The sequence below is a fragment of the Hyphomonas sp. genome (assembly GCF_017792385.1).
Taxonomy (GTDB): Bacteria; Pseudomonadota; Alphaproteobacteria; order Caulobacterales; family Hyphomonadaceae; genus Hyphomonas.
This window is the reverse complement of the sequence record NZ_CP051230.1, coordinates 837,882-856,967: the sequence shown is the minus strand read 5'-3', so window position 1 is coordinate 856,967 and position 19,086 is coordinate 837,882. Positions and strand designations below refer to the sequence as shown.

General features: G+C 54.6%; 20 protein-coding genes. 2 read left to right on the top strand and 18 right to left on the bottom strand.

From position 1 onward, the window contains the following. Positions 1 to 31: 31 nt before the first annotated feature. The 5 genes from HF955_RS04205 to HF955_RS04185 all read right to left on the bottom strand — a co-directional run bounded on the left by HF955_RS04205 (position 32) and on the right by HF955_RS04185 (position 5,091). Positions 32 to 2,065: a conjugal transfer protein TraG gene (locus HF955_RS04205; protein ID WP_291078179.1), complete on the bottom strand. Its 2,034-nt coding sequence runs from the start codon at positions 2,063 to 2,065 to the stop codon at positions 32 to 34. Positions 2,066 to 2,288: 223 nt separating this feature from the next. Beyond that, complete coding sequence (locus HF955_RS04200; RefSeq protein WP_291078177.1) at positions 2,289 to 3,593, bottom strand: type II toxin-antitoxin system HipA family toxin; 1,305 nt, start codon at positions 3,591 to 3,593, stop codon at positions 2,289 to 2,291. Beyond that, entirely contained in the window at positions 3,590 to 3,955 is a 366-nt protein-coding gene (locus HF955_RS04195) for a helix-turn-helix transcriptional regulator (protein ID WP_291078175.1), read from the bottom strand. Before HF955_RS04195 ends, HF955_RS04200 begins: the two co-directional genes overlap by 4 nt. 152 nt (positions 3,956 to 4,107) lie before the next feature. Next, complete coding sequence (locus HF955_RS04190; RefSeq protein WP_291078173.1) at positions 4,108 to 4,710, bottom strand: hypothetical protein; 603 nt, start codon at positions 4,708 to 4,710, stop codon at positions 4,108 to 4,110. Beyond that, positions 4,711 to 5,091: a hypothetical protein gene (locus HF955_RS04185; RefSeq protein ID WP_291078171.1), complete on the bottom strand. Its 381-nt coding sequence runs from the start codon at positions 5,089 to 5,091 to the stop codon at positions 4,711 to 4,713. 43 nt (positions 5,092 to 5,134) lie between these two features. Between HF955_RS04185 and HF955_RS04180 the strand changes: the two genes are divergently transcribed. After that, a complete protein-coding gene (locus tag HF955_RS04180; protein ID WP_291078169.1) occupies positions 5,135 to 5,710 on the top strand; it encodes a TetR/AcrR family transcriptional regulator in 576 nt (191 codons plus the stop codon). 38 nt (positions 5,711 to 5,748) lie between these two features. On the opposite strand, the gene HF955_RS04175 is transcribed toward HF955_RS04180, so the two are convergent. Further along, the gene (locus HF955_RS04175) at positions 5,749 to 6,531 is read right to left on the bottom strand and encodes an alpha/beta hydrolase (protein ID WP_291078167.1); all 783 of its coding nucleotides are present in this window, start codon (positions 6,529 to 6,531) and stop codon (positions 5,749 to 5,751) included. Then, positions 6,524 to 7,111, bottom strand: coding sequence for a TetR/AcrR family transcriptional regulator (locus tag HF955_RS04170; RefSeq protein WP_291078166.1), 588 nt, complete (start codon positions 7,109 to 7,111; stop codon positions 6,524 to 6,526). The genes HF955_RS04175 and HF955_RS04170 overlap by 8 nt, the downstream gene beginning before the upstream one ends. A gap of 475 nt (positions 7,112 to 7,586) precedes the next feature. On the opposite strand from HF955_RS04170, the gene HF955_RS04165 reads away from it, so the two are divergent. Continuing rightward, complete coding sequence (locus HF955_RS04165; RefSeq protein ID WP_291078164.1) at positions 7,587 to 8,006, top strand: hypothetical protein; 420 nt, start codon at positions 7,587 to 7,589, stop codon at positions 8,004 to 8,006. 52 nt (positions 8,007 to 8,058) lie between these two features. Here the strand turns inward: HF955_RS04165 and HF955_RS04160 are convergent, their stop codons facing one another. From HF955_RS04160 to HF955_RS04110, 11 genes are all read right to left on the bottom strand, one after another. Next, complete coding sequence (locus HF955_RS04160) at positions 8,059 to 9,990, bottom strand: DUF3363 domain-containing protein (RefSeq protein ID WP_291078162.1); 1,932 nt, start codon at positions 9,988 to 9,990, stop codon at positions 8,059 to 8,061. Next, complete coding sequence (locus tag HF955_RS04155) at positions 9,987 to 10,718, bottom strand: S26 family signal peptidase (protein WP_291078160.1); 732 nt, start codon at positions 10,716 to 10,718, stop codon at positions 9,987 to 9,989. Before HF955_RS04155 ends, HF955_RS04160 begins: the two co-directional genes overlap by 4 nt. After that, positions 10,715 to 11,173: a DUF2840 domain-containing protein gene (locus HF955_RS04150; protein ID WP_291078158.1), complete on the bottom strand. Its 459-nt coding sequence runs from the start codon at positions 11,171 to 11,173 to the stop codon at positions 10,715 to 10,717. The genes HF955_RS04155 and HF955_RS04150 overlap by 4 nt, the downstream gene beginning before the upstream one ends. Continuing rightward, positions 11,163 to 11,405 carry a helix-turn-helix domain-containing protein gene (locus tag HF955_RS04145; protein ID WP_291078157.1) on the bottom strand — a complete coding sequence of 81 codons (243 nt, stop codon included), beginning with the start codon at positions 11,403 to 11,405 and terminating at the stop codon, positions 11,163 to 11,165. The genes HF955_RS04150 and HF955_RS04145 overlap by 11 nt, the downstream gene beginning before the upstream one ends. Before the next feature lie 133 nt (positions 11,406 to 11,538). Beyond that, the gene (locus HF955_RS04140; protein ID WP_291078155.1) at positions 11,539 to 12,366 is read right to left on the bottom strand and encodes a DUF2285 domain-containing protein; all 828 of its coding nucleotides are present in this window, start codon (positions 12,364 to 12,366) and stop codon (positions 11,539 to 11,541) included. Between the two features lie 118 nt (positions 12,367 to 12,484). Beyond that, positions 12,485 to 12,811 (bottom strand): DUF736 domain-containing protein, encoded by a 327-nt coding sequence (locus HF955_RS04135; protein WP_291078153.1) that lies wholly within the window; start codon positions 12,809 to 12,811, stop codon positions 12,485 to 12,487. 678 nt (positions 12,812 to 13,489) lie between these two features. Further along, positions 13,490 to 13,894: a hypothetical protein gene (locus HF955_RS04130; protein ID WP_291078151.1), complete on the bottom strand. Its 405-nt coding sequence runs from the start codon at positions 13,892 to 13,894 to the stop codon at positions 13,490 to 13,492. Between the two features lie 388 nt (positions 13,895 to 14,282). Further along, a complete protein-coding gene (locus HF955_RS04125) occupies positions 14,283 to 16,088 on the bottom strand; it encodes a ParB/RepB/Spo0J family partition protein (protein ID WP_291078150.1) in 1,806 nt (601 codons plus the stop codon). Between the two features lie 238 nt (positions 16,089 to 16,326). Beyond that, positions 16,327 to 17,274, bottom strand: coding sequence for a zincin-like metallopeptidase domain-containing protein (locus HF955_RS04120; protein ID WP_291078148.1), 948 nt, complete (start codon positions 17,272 to 17,274; stop codon positions 16,327 to 16,329). Between the two features lie 544 nt (positions 17,275 to 17,818). Continuing rightward, positions 17,819 to 18,229: a hypothetical protein gene (locus tag HF955_RS04115; RefSeq protein ID WP_291078147.1), complete on the bottom strand. Its 411-nt coding sequence runs from the start codon at positions 18,227 to 18,229 to the stop codon at positions 17,819 to 17,821. Positions 18,230 to 18,403: 174 nt separating this feature from the next. Continuing rightward, complete coding sequence (locus tag HF955_RS04110; protein WP_291078145.1) at positions 18,404 to 19,030, bottom strand: DUF2147 domain-containing protein; 627 nt, start codon at positions 19,028 to 19,030, stop codon at positions 18,404 to 18,406. Between the last annotated feature and the right edge of the window lie 56 nt (positions 19,031 to 19,086).

Sequence of the window (19,086 nt, the reverse complement as noted above, 5' to 3'; positions counted from 1 at the left end):
GGGGTGTATGCGGGGGTTCTTGGATGGCATGTCAGAAATCCATCAAATCTGTTTTGGGTGTGCCGCGATCGAGACCGTAGACTTTCTGGGCTTTGCTGAGTGCCTGTGTGCGGCGCGTCACCAAGCTCGATTGTGCGCTTAATGCGTCTGCTTGGTCAGGCGCGACCTCAGCTTCATTTCGGTCTTTGTCTGGAGTTGATTTACGTGGAGCATCCAGCTCCGGTTCGCGCTGCTTGCCGCCTTCATCTTCAATGCCGCCCGCGATTTGATCAAACCATGGCTGCATCAATGTCTCATCGACATCGCGGGTTGCTGAACCCCAATCATCCTCGCGCCGAGGGGAGAGGCTGGCGAGATGATTGGGGTCGGTGGGCGCCAGGGAGGGAAGGACGCGCCCGGTAAAGTTCTTGTCTGTGTAGTAACGGATTTTTCTGGCGCGCACGGGCGGTGCCCCCGACACCAGAATGATTTCTTGATTCGACGGCAACTGCATGACCTCGCCGGGCGTCAGCAATTGACGGGCAGTTTCCTGCCTGGACACCATGACATGAGAAAGCCACGGCGCGAGACGGTGGCCCGTATAATTCCGCATGGCGCGCATTTCAGTGGCCGTGCCAAGGGCATCTGATATCCGCTTCGCGGTGCGCTCATCATTGGTCGCAAAGGCGACGCGCACATGGCAGTTATCCAAAATGGAATTGTTGGGGCCGTAGGCTTTTTCAATCTGATTGAGGGACTGCGCAATGAGAAAAGCGCGGAGGCCATATCCCGCCATAAAGGCCAGAGCACTTTCAAAGAAGTCTAGTCGACCCAGCGCCGGAAATTCATCCAGCATCAAAAGGACCTGCCGTCTGGATTTCTGATCCGTTTCTCCTGCAAGTTTCTCCGTCAATCTTCTGCCAATCTGATTGAGGATCAGGCGAATAAGCGGTTTGGTTCGGGAAATGTCAGACGGCGGAATGACGAGATATAGCGAGACCGGGCAATCCGCATTGATCAGGTCGGCAATCCGCCAGTCACATTTCGATGTCACCTCGGCGACAGTTGGATCGCGGTAGAGCCCGAGAAAGCTCATCGCCGTTGACAACACGCCAGACCGTTCATTTTCAGATTTATTGAGAAGTTCGCGTGCGGCCTGCGCGACAACAGGATGGCAACGGGCACTCTCTCCGTCGCCGAGGTGATTGGTGGACATCATGACCCATAATGTCCGCTCAAAAGAGCGGCTGGGATCAGACAGAAAGGAAGCAACGCGGGCGAGGGTTTTTTCCTCTTCCGCGTAAAGAACATGCAAAATTGCACCGACCAGCAGCGCATGGCCGGTCTTTTCCCAATGGTTACGCCGCTCAAGTGCACCTTCCGGATCAACAAGAATGTCAGCGATATTCTGGACGTCCCGCACTTCATGGCGGCCTTTGCGGACTTCCAGCAAGGGATTGTATTTGGCGCTACCCGGATTGGTCGGATCAAATAACAGGCAGTGAGAAAATGTCCCGCGCCATCCGGAAGTGATCTCCCAATTCTCGCCCTTGATATCGTGGATGACGACAGAGTGTGGCCAGCTGAGCAATGTTGGGACTACCAGGCCAACCCCTTTGCCAGAACGCGTTGGGGCGAAAGCCATGACATGTTCGGGGCCGTTATGACGCAAATAATCTGTTCCGGTTTGACCGAGAAAGACGCCATCGGATTTGGTGAGTCCAGCGCGGCGCAGATCTTTCGGCCCCGCCCAATGCGAGGAGCCGTAAGTGGTGAGGTTTCTTTCCTGCCGGCCGCGCCAGACGGAACCAATAACGGCGAGGGCGCAGCCCAGAAATCCCGACCCGGCGGCGATGCGCCCACCCTTGGCGAACACGTCCGGGGCGTAGGCATCAAAGGCGTACCACCATTCAAACAGCCGCCAGGGATAATAGATGGGTGTGCCGCCCACCGTGAACCAGGCCGGCCCCAGATATGCATCATGTGAGAACTGCGCAGCGGTCCATTGTGTCGCAAACCATACGCCACATACGATAGTCGTCAGGACGACAATGATCTGGCCTATCAGTATGGATTGCGGTGACACGAATTAACCTCATCTGTTGTGATGAGGTTATGCTGCGCGAAAATAATATGTTCCGTATAGTGAGGAAAGCGGGTAAAAATTCAGAGTAAAACTGGAGCTTTGGAAGGAATTTCTGACTTTAATTACCTTCAGTGATACAGGATGGGTATGTTGGGTAACCCTTGCTGGATTTTAGGGGCATTCAGAGTGCAAAATTCAGGAATTTGAGTATCGCTGAGGTCGTTTACACAAAATCCTGCGTACGAAGTGCAGGCTCTATCTTCGTAACCTGCTCATCCTTCACTTGTGCTTGCTCTGCAAAGTCGCACCACTGCTTTACTGCATCCAATATGTCATCCAATATCGCTTTGAGCTTTCTTTCCTTCAATCCGGCGAGTGCCCCAAATGCTAGAAGGTCAGCGGTTTCAAAACCATCCCGTTTGCCATTGAGCTGCATTTGGTGTCGAGACGTCCATGGCCCGCTTGGATTATAACTGTAAGCCACATCAAAGGCGGGAGAGAGACGCCACTCGCCCTCGCGGTCCATGACAAAGCCAATATTCTTGACATGATCATCCTGATTACGGGCAACGATATTAAACAGCGCGCGGCGCACCTGCTGCTCAATGTCCTCAGCCGGAAGCTTCAATAATTGAATCGTCTGAATGGCCTGCTCATATGCATATGCCCCCGCCATGTTGAAGTCATAGTGCTGCAAAGCCCCGAGAGACTGGTAGTGCAGTTTTTCACCTTCATCCGTGCGGTCAAATCGTTTGGTCATGAAATGCGCCCGGCCGCCTTCTTCATGCAGGCGGCAGGGCATCATGATGATCCCGGCAGCTTTCGCCATTAAGTGATAGGCGTATTCGATGCGCCCATAGCCTTGAGGGTCAGCCAGCTCCTTATCTTTGTTTTCTTCAACGCCGTCGAACTTCATCAGCCAGTGCGTGAACCCTTTACCAGCCTTTATCTGGCCGGACCGAAATTCGCCTGTTTTTTCATTCCATGCGAGGATGGCTTTCGCTCTCGCGCCGCCGGCGGACGTGCCGACGCGCAAAATGTCTTCAATATCGCGTTTGTCATTATCCCCCGTCAGATGACCGGACAGGTTTTCGCGTTCGGTCAAAATGAGATTGGACAGTTCCACCAAACGGGACACTTCGATTTTTCGTGCGCTCGTAGGTGCCCCTGATATTGCGGGTTTATATTCCAGCGCCCCCATACCACGTTTTCCAGTATAGCAGAGCCGTTCGACCGGGTTGAAACTATCTTCTTCGCGGCCTTCGCTGGCGAGCCAGACATTGATAAGTGCATTCCCGAATTTGTCGGGAAGGCTGTCGGCCAGCATACCGGGTAGTCCCTTGAAAGTTTTCGGGCTGAGGGTCTGGAATTCATAGGGCGCTTCTCTCCATGGCATTCGGAGCGGAGCAACCTCAATCCCACTGTCTCCAAATTCGGGTGTATATTGAAAGATACCGATGTTGCGATCACTGTCCCAGGTGACCGCTCCAATACGCCGCCCCCACAGCTCGACACTGGCCGTGGTCATGCGTCGTCTCCGGCATCATCCCAAGTCCATTTTTTTTCGTCTTTTTTGCGGCTTCGGGCGCGTTGACGAACGGGCCGGTTTTCCAGTTTCAGTTTTTCGAGCGGACTGATACGGCGCTCCGGCACCACCAGATCGAGAGTGCTCGCAATGTCGAGCGCTTTAAGAACGCGGATAAAACTGTCCAGCGAAATACCTTTGCCGTCCTGCGCCAAACGGGTGATGGTGCTGCGCGATACGCCTGCTTCTTCGGCAAGGCGTTTCTGAGTTATATTGCGCTGCAGACGAATATCTTCGAGCCGCCGACTGAGCACATCTTCAATGGCTTCGCTGGTTGCAAGTTTGAAATCTAGTTTATGCGTCATAAATCAATCATTAAGCCTCATATAATACGTTACTACATCATATATGGTGCATTATCTGAATTTCAATAAGAAAGTGTTTACAGCATCATAATTAACGCACTAATGGCCCTTTATGCCCATAATGATGCATATTTCACGTATTATCAGAGCGACTATTCAAAGGATTTGAGGTAGTCATCATACTCTCGGGGCAAGGAAAAATCCCCAAATGCTCCCATCAAACCAGCAACCGTGATCATTCCGATGACCAGACCCGCAAATGGCAGGATAACGGATATGAGCGGCGCTGGTCGCGGCCAAACCCGAAAACGAAGCGCCGCCGCTATATGTATGAATATGGCAGTTATGCCGAGCACATAATATGGCGCAAAATACCAGACGAATGGCGGACGACTGACTACTGCGGCAGCAAAATAGCTATTTGTGTCCAGCCCGCCCATGCGCGCCAGCAAAATTGCACCCAAATGCTGAACAATAAACAGAACCAGATAAACGCCTGATCCGATCTGTAACCAGGCCCAAAGACCTTTGGGCACGCCCCGTCTAGCTGACAGAATGACGCCAAGTGCAACCTGCGTGAAAAACAGGGTGATTAGCGCGTGCTCAACGCCCGGAAAGCGGTAGATATTTCTCAGAAGTGCCTGCACGGAGAGATGATTTTCAATCCCGCCTGTCACAAAGAGGTGATTAAGAAAATGAAGGATCAGAAACGCACCGAGCGCCAACGCATTCCATCTGTGAAACCGGCGTATCATTTAAGCCGCCATCAATATGGCCGCGCCGCCTGAAACTGCAATCACGGCAAATAGGGACGTTGATGGAAACCGGAAGGGATTGATAGCCGCTTTTAATCCAACGAACAGACTAAGCATGGACGAGCTCACAGCGAGCAAAGTCAGAAAAACTATGCCGGGCATATATGGCGCTGTGCCCAGCCAGAAAAACCCTAGAGCCATGAACCCAAGCATAAGGGTGACAAGATGCCAGCAATAATAGTTCAACCATTTCGACGCTGGGGGAAGTGCAGTGCTGGCGAGCAGCGGGCGAGCGACATGGACCCCGCCAGCAAACAGGTGAACCAGAAAGGTGACCAAACTTAATCCGGCAGCCAGGAAAAGGCACAATTCTGGGCTCATCAAAATCTCTTTACTAGAAAGTATTTTCTAATATATTCCTGCCATGGGCCGGAAGTCAACTTTCTTAGACCGCGACATTTTTGAAGCTGCGGGTCTGCAAATTGCGAAAGATGGTGAATTTCGAATACAGCGCCTCGTCGAACAGACGGGCGTCTCTACGGGCTCGCTCTATCACCGATATGGATCGCGTGAGGGACTTATTGCGTCTGCCTGGGTGGATGCATTGGAGGCGTTTTCCGCAAACTTGCTGCCCGAGTTAATGGCTGAGGACAGCAAAGCAGGTGAACGCGCCGCATTGGTCACGCCAACTTTCGCACGGCGCGAGCGCGCCAAGGCCATCATTCTGGCATCGGGCCGCCAGTCCCAGTTTCTAACAGGAGAGGCTTCGGCAGAATTGCGCGCGCGTGCGCAAACGATAAACGACAACATTGCAAAAGCTGTGGCGGCATTTTCCAAGCGCGAGACTGTTACTCTCGAAGCTGCCCGCTACGGCACAATGGCATTTCCGCTCGCCGTTGTGATGACGTATCTGCCCCAAAAACGTGTTCCGAAATCGGCTGACGATTTCATTTTGGCCGCCTATCGCTCAGCCATGACGACAGGCAGGCGCGCAAAATGATTACTCGTGAACCCACCTGATGTCATGGTTGTTTATTGTCATTGGCCTTTGACTATCCGCGGTAAGGCATGTGCGAGTGTGCCATAGTGCGACAACCCCTCTAGCCATTCGATTTGCACGGGCCCTGCGATTGCCGAGGCCAATGCTTTTGCCATATCTGGCGGCGCCCAATTGTCAGCCGAGCCCTGCCAGATGCGGACAGGTGATTGCACTTTGGGTAAGATCTCCGACCAATCCCTGACATAGGCGTTGAGCTCTCTTCGATATCCTGCAGCGTGTTCACGAATTGCATATCGCATTCCGTTAGTGAAGGCTTCGCTGCGTATGGGCTCCGCCATCATGGATTTTTCAATTTCCGGCGCGCTTTTGAAAAGTTGAAGAGCGACAGTATTCGGCGCAAGCCGGAGACCGAGAGATTGCAACCCTGCCAGTAATCCCAGCCTGAACTTGCCTGCGGATGCAGCCTCGAAGACAGGCCGACCAGCCATATTATCGAGAAAACGCCCCAACTGTAATGGAGCACCGGGCGCAATCAGGTCGATCGACGACACATTGTGAGCGCGTGCGGCTGCGATGTGGAGTGTCGGCATCGCACCAAGGGAAAACCCTATAAGCCGTACTTTCTGCTGATCATGTCTCTCAAGATACTGATCGAACGCATCCAGTATCGCACTTCGGTAGTCCGCTGCCGCTTCAAGTCGAGGTAACCTTTCCAGGCTGGCGATGGTGGAGGGAGCCTCGCATGATCCAAACGCTATGGTCATTTCCGCCTGCGCAGAGCCTGGCAGGCCGTGCAAATATAGGAAGGATTCGTTACTCACCTTGTGACTTACCCGTTCCCGCTCCACGGAGGAGAAAGCTGACATAGGACTGGATCGATTTACGCGTAAGCGGTGCTGTTTCGGAAAGCTGCTCCGCGCCAATCAAGGTTGAATAGTAGAGTGCTGCACACTGTTTGGCAGCACGCGGTTTCACCCCGGTCGCTTTGAGATTCTTCTCCAGAAAGCCCAATCGCCTGCGGTCAACCTGCCGGACAGTTTCAGCAGCAGCAGTGTGGCTACGTGCCCAACTGCGGATCGCCGATTCTGCCTGTGGGCCGCCATAATCGGCAGCTGGATTGGATGCAGCCTCCATGAGCAGGTTTTCAAGTATGGTCGCCATCGGCGCGCCGGACTCCTCTGAGCGATGGATAATGTTCTCGGTTGCCACGTCCCGCCAGTGCTCCAGCATAGCTGCTTGAAGAGCGGGCAAGTCAGCAAAATGCCAGTAGAAAGACCCTTTGGTGACACCGAGCTCACGCGCCAGTTTCTCGACGCGCACCGCTTCCGGCCCATGCTCAGTGAGTGCACGAAAGCCTGCCTTTATCCAGTCTGTCGGCCCAAGTGATTTGGCTTTGTTCATAAGTCTTCCATACGCTACCGTATTGACATTGAAAAGGCATTATTGCTAAGACCATACGCGAGCGTATGGAATTGCTATGGCTGAGACACACACATTATTGCGCCGCGCGGGAATCCTTTTGGGAATACTCGTTTTGAGCTTTGCGACACTCGTTCCCGGCGGCCCCATAGAAACGCGTGATTTTTCGGGACTGGACGGGCCAGTATTCTGGGGCTTCAACGCATTCCTGATCGGCCTGGGTCTTGTGGCGCTCATATCTGCCGTTGCTCTGTTGAAGGGTGCAGGCAGGTTTGTGTGGTCGGCTATCGCCGCATGCTGGGGGTACATTTTTTGTTGTGCTGCTCGATCTTGGCGGTGTCTTTCCTCGCTCCCCTGATGTCATCCCGCTAGCGCTCGGCGTTGTCGAGATTCTGGACCTGGTCCTCGCATTTTACGTCCTTGCGCTTTGCCACAGAGCTTTGGAGCATTTCTAGCTATGCCTGCAATCAACAAAACCTCTATGCTCCGCGGTATTGCCGCGCTACTGGCCCTGTTCACCGCAGCAGTTCACACTTTTGTCGGCGGCAGGGACTCACTGATCCCATTACTGGAAGCGGATATTGATCCGATGGCGGAGGGCGCGCTTCATGCAAGCTGGCACATTGTGGCTATCTTCCTTGCCTGGTCATCTGTTGCGTTCTGGAAAGGCGGTGTGGTCGGTCGCCACTTTGCAGGGCTTTGGATCGCCTCCGCATTGGCATTCGTCGGCGTTGATTTGTGGCAAGCTGGCCTGACTGGTCTACTCTTGAATCCGCAATGGGCTATTCTTGCCCCGGTCGGGTTAATGGCGATGTATGGTGCAGGTTCTCCGCTTCGAAATTCGGAACACCAGAGTCTCGTCCCGGAAAATGAATAAGCGTAACGAACTCAACTCATACGGTTTACCCATCCTTGCGGTCTAACTCGCCTTACGAAATTGACCGCCCTCGGCTGAGGTGCCAGCTGATCTGACTACCACGCACAATACCAGTCACGGATTTTCCGAGATTGCGCTCCATAACTTGCCGCCATGGCACAAGTGTAAAATCCTTGGCCCGCTCAATCAGAGCATACTGTCCGCTCGTTCGAGTGACTCGTTGAATGTAAAGCCCGGCAATCTTTCCGCTCTCCGGCGCAGCGATAAAAGGTTTTCCAATCCGGCTTTCCAACTCTAAGCCAGCGGCTTCCAGGTCGGCCTTGACCAAATCGTTGTAATTCTCCGGGGAGAGTCTCTGCTGATCTTTCCGCATCACTTTGCGTGCTATCAAAATGTCTCGGCGCCGGGATTTGGCTTCTTCTACATCGCGGCCAAACCCATAAGCAGCATCTCGGTAACCATGATCGCGCAGATCACGGTCAAGCCAGGTTGCGCCCTCGGCCTTCACCATATCTGCAAGATTCAAATCTGTCTCCAGTTCGATGATTGCAGGACGGCGGCTCGCCATGCGTTCTCCATATTGTCTGGCGCGGGAGAGATAGTCTTCCGGTATGCGCCAGCTGCCATCCGGGAAGCGTTTGACAAGACCGGCCCGGCGCAGGGCTTCCAGGCGTCTCACATGCGACTGGATAAATTCAGGCCGGGCGCGTTTATCTGACACGGCATGCAGAGCAGGAGAGTAAAGTCCGCCATGCTCACTCGCGATTTTTGCAATCGTGTGGTCGGACGGCTTCGGGTCTATGTCAGCCGGGTGCGCTGTTACAATCTGCCCGGTTTCAAGCCCTACCAGATGCTCTGCTTTGCCAATATCGACATAGACAGCTTTACCATCCATGCCGTCCAGAATGACAAAGGCGCGATCATTCACATCGTCAGCAATACCCGTCGAGAGTATGCGGCCTGTAACTTGCCTGGCGTCCCTTGTGAGCGGATCAAATATCGACGCGCCGTCCACACGCCGCACATTTTTGTTATCTCGCATCGCCCGGTGGATGGATTTGAGCCTGTCGCCGCGCTCGCCCATACGGACCAGAATGTCTCTCATATCCGGTTTGAGAGTCCAGCGTCCCCGACCTGCATGTTCGGCAAGGCGCATACGGGTCAGAAATGCAAGGCGTTTTTTCTGGAGCTGGCGTTCCCAAAATCTGCCTTGCGGCGCGGGGCCTGACATATCGATTATCCCGCTACCATCTGCGCTTTGTGTGAGTTGAAAATCGATCTGGGTCCATCGCTCCTGCGAGGTCATCCGCGCCATCCGGGTTCGTCCCTCAAGCTCGCTCACGGGACCTAGTTCGAGTTCCGCGAGTTCCTGAGCACGGCAGCGCAGCCCGTAAGACACATAATCTCTCGGAATAACAAGATCGCTTCCGTCCTCGCGCATGCCGCGCACAACAAGATGAATATGGGGCTGCGCCGTGTCATAGTGATTGGCGGCGGCCCATTCGAGCTTTGTTCCGAGATCCTTTTCCATATCACTGACGAGATCGCGGGTGAAATCTGTGAGGCTCGCAAGCTCGCCCGCATCTTCAGGTGAAATGATAAATCTGAATTGATGACGATCACCCTGGCTGCGCTCCATAAAGGTGTCTCGGTCCGCTTCCAGGGATGTGCCGTTATAGAGCTTGCCGCGCTCACCATCTCTGGCCGCGCTGTCGCGTTCAATATATTTCAGATGCAGGGTTTGAACCTTGGCACCAGACCCACTCAGCCTCTGAATGTGGGCTTTGACCAAAACGCGTCTTGCGAAGTGAGATTGCTGGGCAAAGTTTCGCTGGGTTTTTCTGTAATGACGAGACGCGCCTGCGAGACGTTTCCCGCCATATCTAACCTGTCCAAAAAATCCGCGCAATCTTGTGCTGCCGGATGGAGAACGTATACGCCCAAGCCTGACTTCAAACTGGTCAGAATTGCCCCTCTTGCTCATTGGGGTTTCCGTGACGTCGCGTGATAATCCGGGTAAGGAGCGCTCCCGATAAAGCCCATAGACTCAGGCAATCCGGCTAAAATGGGGGTGCTCCCTGCTCCCAAGGGAGTGCCCCCAAAACTGATGTGCAGACAACCGCTTAGCGCCCCAGGAGCGCTATTTGCTTTTATCTTGCCCTCCACGCCCTTCACCCGTGCCCAGCCCCCCAACGTATCCGATCGCTCCGACTTGTTTCCGAGGTAAGTCACGGTTCCCAGAATTTTTTCCATCGGGACAGCACCAAAATAGCGGCTGTCCCAGGATGTCTGCACATCTATGGATACAAGGAAGACTTCGTCTACATTAAGAGTGAAGCATCCTTCGAGCTGGGGCAGTTCTCGCCCAAAATCATCCTGCGCGCGCGCGTAAATATCAGGACGGTTTTGGGCTGAAACCCGCCCGTTTCTGACGCAAATCCGCTCGCCCCCAACCGCCCAGACGGTTTTAATGAGGGGGACATGCTCCGGCAAATACCCCCGTTCATGTGCAAGTTCTCGCGCCTTGTCTGGCGCAAAACCTGCGACGAGGGAGCCGCGTTTGACGTCTCTATCAGTGTGCAAGCGATACCATCCGGTGGGGGCACTGGCGCTACTATTATAGATGAGCCGCGGGCCCGGCGGCGCGTGTATCTGATAGAGAGTCGCGGCGCAAAACACAGTCACGGCGATATGGGGAAGCCAGCGGATCACGGATGCGGGGCCGTCTCAAAGGCGCGGCTTTGCAGCGTGGTCAACACATGCGGCTGACGGCCGGTTTCAAAGGCATTATGGGCATGTCGCCAGTAATGAGCGGATAATTGGCTAGGCTTAAGTCCCGATCTTTCCTGTTCTTGTAGCCAGCCAAGCACGCGTTTTGCCCGCGTCTTGCCTGTTGTTCGCAGCAGAATTTCCGCGCCGGGAATAACGCCTTTGACTCTGGTAACCGGGCCAAAGGAAACCGCGAGCAATACATAAGTCTCCCAGCTTTGGGTGCCGTATTTATTTCCCAGCCACCGTTCATAACCGAAAATCTGACCCGGATTGAACACGGCCAGTTTCCGGTGCCAGCCTCGCCGAACTGTCAGGATAGGCTCACCAAATACAAGCCGGTGATTGATGCGGTTCTTGCGATATTGAATGATGACGGCGGTCAGGTCACGCCTCATTATCATTCTCGCCCTTACTTTTTATGTCGTAACTCGGTCCGTCTCCGAAGTCGTTTTCCCGTGACCATCCTTCCAGATCGAGGCGGTGATAAATCACTTTCCCGCCATGCTTGCGCCAGTGCGGACCCTCTCCGCGCCAGCGCATATTATTCAGTGTGCGCTCTTCGAGGCGCAAAAAGGTCGCGGCTTCCGCAGCCGTTAAATAAGGGCTTTCGATTGAGACCTGGGCCATAAATTTACTCCTTAGTTTCAAATCGAGCCAAAACTAAAAAAGGCTCGCACAGGAAATCTAAGGTGAATATGGGATCGTTGAGAGTGTCGAAATCGGGACGGCAGAATATCGACACCCCAAAATTTTGTGATGTTTACAAGGTCTTTTTACCCAGCATGTCCAGATAATCACGGGTGACAAAAGCCATGCCTTTGTCCCGGGCGCGCCGGGCCATATCCTTCAAACAGCGCGATGTTCCGTTCCATTCTTCATCGACGCGGCGTGGTCCAACCAGCGCGGCGGCGATGTCTTTTAATGATCCTTTTGGCCGTTCAAACCCTGTCCAGATATCATATGCGGTCAATGCCCGTTGCAGCGGTTCAATGTTTTTGTGCCGCCCGATGCGCTGTAATTTTCCGCCGTTATTTCTGTAAAGCGACAAAAGCTGAGAGGCGGTATCAAGGTGCCGCTCCATAGTGGTTGCAGCGTTCATCCTGATACCGATATGGGCTGTATCTCCGATCACATTGGGCTTTCCGCAGAAGAGCTGTATCCAGAAACGGTGTCCATTCAGGACGATATGGCGTGCGCCATCCATGGTTTCCAGCAACACTCTTCGTGTCTGCAACCGATGCAGATAGATAGCCCCCATTTTGCTGTCCTGTTTAACTTCGTCTGGAAATAATCTGGATAGTCGCACGTCCAGACATCCGGAAAACACATGTGGGCACCAGAAAATATCGGCATCTATAGCGGGTTTTCGCGGGTCAGCAAAAGCCAGCAAACCGAACTTCTCCGCCCTGCGATGGCGTGAACGCATACGCAGCAATGTTGCCCCGGTTGTAAGATTTATGTTTGTCAGCGAGTGATGCCGTTCCGCGAAATAGGCCCGGCGATAATCAGGGTTTCGCCGCAATCCTTCCCAAGCCCACGCCGCATTGGGTGCACGGCGCGGCAATTGTATTTCGCCAGCCCGTTCCATAACATTGTTTTGGGAGATGCAGTTTCTATGCCATCTCTGGATGAATACATCGAAGTTTCAAGCATAAAGACGCCCGCCCGGCGTGAGCCGGGCGGGCGAGAGTTTGAGTCTTGTTGCCTTAGTCCTGCGGGTTCCAGAGCAGAACGTGGCGGCCTTTCTGGCCTTTGACAGGTGCGAGGTTTGCGTAAACCCTGCGTGGTCCGATGGCAGGGTCCGCGAGCGTCAGGGACACATATTTGCGGCCCGATGATTTGGCTTTACGGAACCAGCCACCGCCAATGTCGGAGCCGGTTTTGCGGCCCGCATAAACGCGGAAGTCAGGCTGTGCCTCACCAGTCTTGTCGCCATTTTTGACGATACGGATCGGTGTGGACAGGCTCATCATTGCGAGTGTGCCTTCAAAGCCGGTTTCAGTTTCAGTGACATATCCAAGTGCATTTGCCATGGTTTTCATCTCCATATGTTAATGTCGCAAGAGCCCAATGCCCTGTTGACGTGCCACCGCCCGATGGGCAGGTCCAAGGCGGGCAGCCTCGAACGTCAGTGAGAGGGCGTAACGTCAGAGAAGCGCCGCAGGCCGGACTTATTTTGCTGCGCGAGGAATGACGCGTAGCGTCAGGGGAAAATAAGTGCGGGCCAGGTCTGGTAAGCCGCAGGCTGTCCATCAGGTTGCACGCGGGAAACAGGGATATGGGGTCTTATGGTGACAACGGCTGTGATGAAGGCCACGGCAAATTGCTCGTTTTGTGCCTGATGAAAGCGGCAGAACCACAGCTGAGGGTGAGACTGTCCACACCGTCGTATTTGCGAGCGAACAAAAGCTGAGACACAGGCTTTTCTATCCTGCTTTACGGGTTTCCTTTACATCGGACGGCTTGTAACGCCCGACGCCGCACAAATATCCATCACTTACTGACTAGGTTCCGTCGACATCGAGAACACGTCGACAAACACAGCGAAACGATAAGTGCGGAGGTTCAGTTGGTAGGCTGGATAGACAAGAGCATCTGGCACTATTTCTCGCCGACCGAAAGTTTACCTGCGCGATGCTGCAAAGATGCCCGTCACCAGCCCATCACCAGAACGATATGCTGAATCATTAGGGTGCTGTAGAGTGCAAATGTCATGCTGCGCTGTTCGATTGGCCAGACGCTCGCCAAGTCAAAAACTGCCAGACAGCAACCGCGCCGACGGCCAGCGCGTCGGCCAAAACGAGAGTGCCTGCGCCTGCCTGGCGGTCTGGACCGAAAACAAGATAGGCAAGCAGAAGAAATGGGTAGGGACCAACGCATATCAGGTTGAGCTGCGTCCATAGTCGCACATCCGATCGCCTGTGGACAATCATGAGAACCACGAAGTGGACGAGGAGGAGTACCGCAAAAGCCTGCAGCCACAGAGCGTCATTCAGGCCAAGCGCCGGACCCAAACGCGCGGCAAACGCGCCAATCAGCAAGCCTGTCAACAGAGAGAGCACCGCATTGGCCAATAGCGACAGGCGAAGAGAACGAACTGCAGTTTGTGCCATCATTCACTTATCCTCCGCTTCTTGCCAGTCTTCGTCGCTCACTTTCCCCGCACCTTTGCTGTGCGTTTTTTATAAGCTACCGGGCTTTTATCCTCAAGGACGGAATGTGTGCGCAAGGTGTTGTAAGAGTTGTTGATGCAGGCAAACAGGGCGGCATAGACCTGCTGCTGTGTCTGCGAGAGTGAAGCTGTCAGATACTCCTGCATCTGCGAGCGAAAAGAAGCTGAGTCACAGGCTTTTCTATCCTGCTTTGCGGGTGTCGATTGCGGCTCCAAAGGAAGGCGAAGGCCGCGCCCAGATCGGACGCGGCCCTCTTGAGGCCATCGGGCTTGGCCCCGTCATTGCGCCCGCGTGTTGGAGACGTGCCTGTCGCGGGGGCAATCTCTCGAAATCAGGCCGCTTTCTGCTTGGGTGCTGTTTTGGCAAAAAGCTTCGCCGCCACCGTCCGGTCTGCGCTGGGCGGGCAGGTTTTGGCACTAAGATAATGGCGGGCGGCAACCTGCATCCAGCGGGGTCGCCAGTCAGGACGCGCCTTGTCTGCGCTGACACCAATGCCTTTCATCCGATTGCGGATAATCTCCTTTTGCGCCTTGCCCGTATCGGTCAGCGCGCCATCCGCGCAGGACTTGCCAGCAACCTCTTTGACCATTTCGTTGATGACTTTCTTGTCGCGCAAGATGTCAAAGAAAGCATCATCCGGCTCCCACAGGGTCTGCATATCGACAGGGATAGCGAGCGTCACAGCTTCGGTGATGGTCTCGCCCGCGCCAAGGCTCATGCCCATAGCAAGGGTCAATGCGCGCATGACCTGCGCATCTGATGTCTCCATAAGAACGGCGAACACCTCCGCCACATCCCCTTCGGCCAGTTGCTTGGTTGGGCCGTAATGGGCTTGGGCCGCTTGCAATCCAAGCGATTCCAGAACCTCTTTCTGTTCCTTGGCAAATCGCTGCGCACCCTGACTGTTTGCGACGCTTTCACTTGTCAAATCCTTGCGTGAAGTCGTTTTTTGCGGAGCAACCGACCACAGATTGGAGCCGACCAGCATATGCGCAACCGTCAGGCGCAGGGCCACCATGGGATGGTCTAACAGACTGGCGCGAATGGCGGCGTGGCGGTGCAAGCTGATATATTCGACCATTGGGCCTGACATTTCAGGTTTGGCTGATTTCGGCGCGTCGCCGCTGTCACTGCCAGTTTTAAGAATGGCGTCAATCTTCCTGATGTCCGCATTTGACAGATAACCGATATGCGGCGTCACGCTGCCATCATGGCCGATTGCGAGGAAGATTTTGCCGCCCTGTCCCTGTGTCCGCTTGCCGTGTTCCCATGTGGCGAAGTGTTCACCGCGCTCCATCACCACAATTTCGTTCCAGCCCTCGGCTTTCCATGTCTCTATGGCTTCGGCAATCGCTTTGTTCTGGTGCGTCCAGAATAAATCAGGGTCTTGAAAATAAGCACTCTCGCCAAACAGGTCGGTAATGATCGTGCCCGCGTAATCCTCAAGGCTGAACAGGGCGACGTCGGTCTTAATCCGCGCCCCGCCTGTCAGCCATGCCTTGAGTTGTTCCCCCTGCGGGGCGTAGTCGTCGGAATGAAAGACCTCCAGCCATGCGCTCTGTTGTTCTTCGGTGGCGAGGGTGAGGGCCTGCAAAGTGGCCCCGCGAATCTCTTCACTCTCATAAAGCGCAAGCAATTCAGGTTTGAGATTGGCGAGAGCCAGAACGCGCTTCACGTCCAGTTCCCTGATGCCAAAGGTTTCCGCAATCGCGGCGGTGTCTTTGCCCGTCTCGGCCAGTGCTTTGTAAGCGGCAAAGCGTTCCAGTTGCGTGGCAGGAAGGCGCGCGACATTCTCCAAAAGAGAAGCTTCACGGGCGGCCCCGATGTTCCCGCTCTGCATGATAATGCAGGGTGCGGTGACAGCCTTGCCCGTTTCTTTGGCTTTCTTCTTCAAGGCAAAGAGGCGGCGGCGTCCCGCGATGACACCCCAGCCTTTGCCTTCCTTGCGGACAAGTAAAGACTGGTGAATGCCGCTCTCCAAAATGCTCGGATATATGTCGCCTATATCGGGGGTTTGCTTGCCGTGCCGCATATTCAGCTTGCTCACATGCAGGTCAGCAACAGGCAGAAATCTGACCTGCGGTTTGGGCGTCGTTTTTGCCTTTGGGCGGGGTCTGGTTTTTGTATCGGTGCTCATGGTTTTGTCTCCTTCATTGATTGAGCGATGAGGTCACACAGGTCTGTTTGTGCACGGCCGACCTCATCAAACAGGCCGTGGTCACAGGGTTTCTGGGGAAGGCCCGCGTTCCGTTTCGGGGCCAAGGGCTGGGCGGCCAGAACACTGAGGCGGTCGCGCAAAGTTACAGGCCGCACGCCGGGAGTCAGGGTCTGCTCGCCAACATCGGTTGCTTCGGAGTCCTGTGCGTTCGGGCGGTTCATGCCGCTGCCGCCGTTTCGTTCTCAAAGGCGAGAATGTAATCCGCCGCTTTGCTGGCAAGAGACGCGGCGCGGAAAATCGCGCGCTTGTCTTCTTTCAGGACTTGCAGCCAGTTGGCGATATAATCCGTATGCCGCACGGTTGGTGTGATGGACTGCGCGGCACAGATAAACGCACTGGCCATTTCCGCGACCAATTCTTCGCGGGCATAGTCCTTACTTCCGAAACGGCTTTTCAGATTACGGTCAAGGCGGGTTTTATGTCCCGTCCAGTGGCCGAGTTCATGAAAGCAGGTGCGGTAATAGTTTATCTGGTCGTGGAAGGCGGGCTGCGGCGGGACTTGAATAAAGTCTTCGCTCGGCACAAAGAATGCGCGGTCTCCGCCAATCCGAAAATCTGCGCCCGTGGCCGCAATCAGTTTTTCCGCGCGGGGGATTAACTCGCGCTCTGGCAAAGGCGTGACGCCCTCAAAAAATCTGTCGTCCAGCCCGTCACACTGGTCAGCGTTAAAAACGGTATAGCGTTTTAAGAATCCCACGCGCTGGGCGTCTTCGCCCGTTCCCTGCGCCCGCTGCGCTTCGGCTTTCGGAATGAAAGTGTCAGCGTAACAAACGGTTGTGCCGCGCTCACCTTTTCGCACAGCGCCGCCAAGGGAAAGGGCCTGTTTGAAGGTCAGCCAATAAGGGGTGGTGCGGGCGGTCTCAATCGCAGCGCCCCACAAGAGCAGGATATTGATGCCCGAATAGCTGCGCCCCGTGCTGGCATTTTGGGGCAGCGCACAAGGGGCCGTGACATCAGGTCTGCCCCAAGGCTGCACCCATGGCACAGCGCCCGCTTCAAGCTGGGCAATCACGGTATCGGTGACCTCTTGGTAGAGGTCGCGCCGTGCTTTGCGCGGTTTGCGGTTTCTCGTCGCGGTTCCTTGGCTGGCGGTCTTGGTGCTCATGTCGCGTCTCCTTTAGCCCCCACACAAATTTCCCCGGGCAGGCGGGGTGGGCGGCAGGAAGGGACGGACAGGCTCAGGGCATCAGGACGGCGGGCAATTGTCTTGGTAGGAGAACTTAAAAGCGCTGAGACAGCTTATAGTCCCAAGGCGGTTGCGCGCTGGCCGCCCTGTGCCAGACCGGCCTGACGCCCACCCCGACTGCCAAGGGAAATTCTCCATAATGCCGGCGCGCCAGCGCCGTCCGCTGACCCACAAGACAATCAAGACGGCGCCAGGGATCAAAGCCGCATGGCGGACACGGCGCAAGCCGGGTCCGTTTACGCGAGCCCGGTCGCGGGCCAGCCCGCGAGGCGTCCGAATTTATGTTTTTCAGAACGCGATGTGATTGTGGCCCCAAAACCAATCCGCACTGCTAAACGTCAGAATCTCTCCCCGAGCTTGGTTTATGGTGTTTGCCGAGCATAGTCATAACTCAAAGAAAAATGTTCAGACACAAAAGACAATCTATCACTTGTTACATTCCGCTTCATCATAGAAATACCGATCAATCGAAACCGGAGACGAGGTTCCACTCTTCACGAAACCAATGCTTGTCAATCAGTATGGCATGGGTCTTGCCAAGTCTTTTCAGCCAAACTGACGATGCGGAATTTACGGCATCGCTGACCAGAAAAACGTCATGCCCGCGTTCCCCGGTCATCATCGCCAAAGCGGTCAGCCCGGCCGTCAGTGTGCTCGCAAATATGGCAATCTGCCGGCATTCGTTTTCGTCCAGAAAAGACAGAAGTTCCCGATTTTGCCAGGGCGGACATTCTATATCCGAGATTTCAAAATAGGGCCTGCCGGCTGTGCCCCGGTATGGTTGCACACGGTCAGATACATCCGTCCCGAAAGCAATCAGCGCAATATTGTCCGGATTTACCCAATGGAGCGGTGGTACAGGCTTATCGGTCATGACATCTGCTCAGACCGCAAGAAATCTCGCGCGTCACAACCGGTATCATTAAGCTGGTATATGCAGGCCAGCACCCATTTTGCCGTCCTCTGCCCGCCATGGCGGCCCCCTGAAAGTGAGCTGCCGACCAGGCTTGTTTCGATTGTGAGACATATCGCCATTCAATCGAACGCGTCACGCCGCACTGCAGGTTTCAATCGGGTAACTGGCACGCCGCCATTGCACGGTTTCACCGAGATGCTCCCGGCCAATGCCGGCTCTGGTAAAAAATGAAAGTAGGCTGACAATACCGGTGTCACCGCTCAACGCGCCGACACCCAGGCCGATGGCCTCATCAATGCTCGCCCCCAGATAAATCCGGGCTTCTATCTCATCGCGGGACTTTGCAAGAACAATAAGATTGTAAACCTGGCCCTCATTGGGATCATAAAGGGTGCCGCGATATATCTGAGCCGCTTCTGATTGCTCCAGATCGGCCACGATAAGGCTGCCGCAGAGTTTTTGTCCCCAGTGAAGCCAGCTTGGGTGGAGGTAATCCCGTGCTTTCGGATTTCCATCAAACGCAATTAAGTGGCCGCACAGTTTTTCAGTGTCATTTTTACAGGGACGTATTTCGATATAGGATGCAGCGTCGTCGATACGCCAAATTCCTTCTATAGGATGCACTGCGCGCGTTTGAGATTCGTTGGTAACGGGCGAAGTCGCGCAGGCTGACAATGCGATCGTCAGAACGACTAAAAAGCCGACCCGCCATTGCGTAAGCTGATATCGCTGTTCCGCGCTGATATTTGAAATATTCACTTGGCTCTCCAGACGACACTGACCTGTCGTCCGGAGTCTGATGCATTAATGATGGA

Bases quoted from the DNA above. Each gene is read 5' to 3' on its own strand.
- HF955_RS04200 (WP_291078177.1), bottom strand. From the start codon at position 3,593: ATGACCACGGCCAGTGTCGAGCTGTGGGGGCGGCGTATTGGAGCGGTC.
- HF955_RS04195 (WP_291078175.1), bottom strand. From the start codon at position 3,955: ATGACGCATAAACTAGATTTCAAACTTGCAACCAGCGAAGCCATTGAA.
- HF955_RS04190 (WP_291078173.1), bottom strand. From the start codon at position 4,710: ATGATACGCCGGTTTCACAGATGGAATGCGTTGGCGCTCGGTGCGTTT.
- HF955_RS04185 (WP_291078171.1), bottom strand. From the start codon at position 5,091: ATGAGCCCAGAATTGTGCCTTTTCCTGGCTGCCGGATTAAGTTTGGTC.
- HF955_RS04180 (WP_291078169.1), top strand. From the start codon at position 5,135: ATGGGCCGGAAGTCAACTTTCTTAGACCGCGACATTTTTGAAGCTGCG.
- HF955_RS04170 (WP_291078166.1), bottom strand. From the start codon at position 7,111: ATGAACAAAGCCAAATCACTTGGGCCGACAGACTGGATAAAGGCAGGC.
- HF955_RS04165 (WP_291078164.1), top strand. From the start codon at position 7,587: ATGCCTGCAATCAACAAAACCTCTATGCTCCGCGGTATTGCCGCGCTA.
- HF955_RS04160 (WP_291078162.1), bottom strand. From the start codon at position 9,990: ATGAGCAAGAGGGGCAATTCTGACCAGTTTGAAGTCAGGCTTGGGCGT.
- HF955_RS04150 (WP_291078158.1), bottom strand. From the start codon at position 11,173: ATGAGGCGTGACCTGACCGCCGTCATCATTCAATATCGCAAGAACCGC.
- HF955_RS04145 (WP_291078157.1), bottom strand. From the start codon at position 11,405: ATGGCCCAGGTCTCAATCGAAAGCCCTTATTTAACGGCTGCGGAAGCC.
- HF955_RS04140 (WP_291078155.1), bottom strand. From the start codon at position 12,366: ATGGAACGGGCTGGCGAAATACAATTGCCGCGCCGTGCACCCAATGCG.
- HF955_RS04135 (WP_291078153.1), bottom strand. From the start codon at position 12,811: ATGGCAAATGCACTTGGATATGTCACTGAAACTGAAACCGGCTTTGAA.
- HF955_RS04130 (WP_291078151.1), bottom strand. From the start codon at position 13,894: ATGATGGCACAAACTGCAGTTCGTTCTCTTCGCCTGTCGCTATTGGCC.
- HF955_RS04125 (WP_291078150.1), bottom strand. From the start codon at position 16,088: ATGAGCACCGATACAAAAACCAGACCCCGCCCAAAGGCAAAAACGACG.
- HF955_RS04120 (WP_291078148.1), bottom strand. From the start codon at position 17,274: ATGAGCACCAAGACCGCCAGCCAAGGAACCGCGACGAGAAACCGCAAA.
- HF955_RS04115 (WP_291078147.1), bottom strand. From the start codon at position 18,229: ATGACCGATAAGCCTGTACCACCGCTCCATTGGGTAAATCCGGACAAT.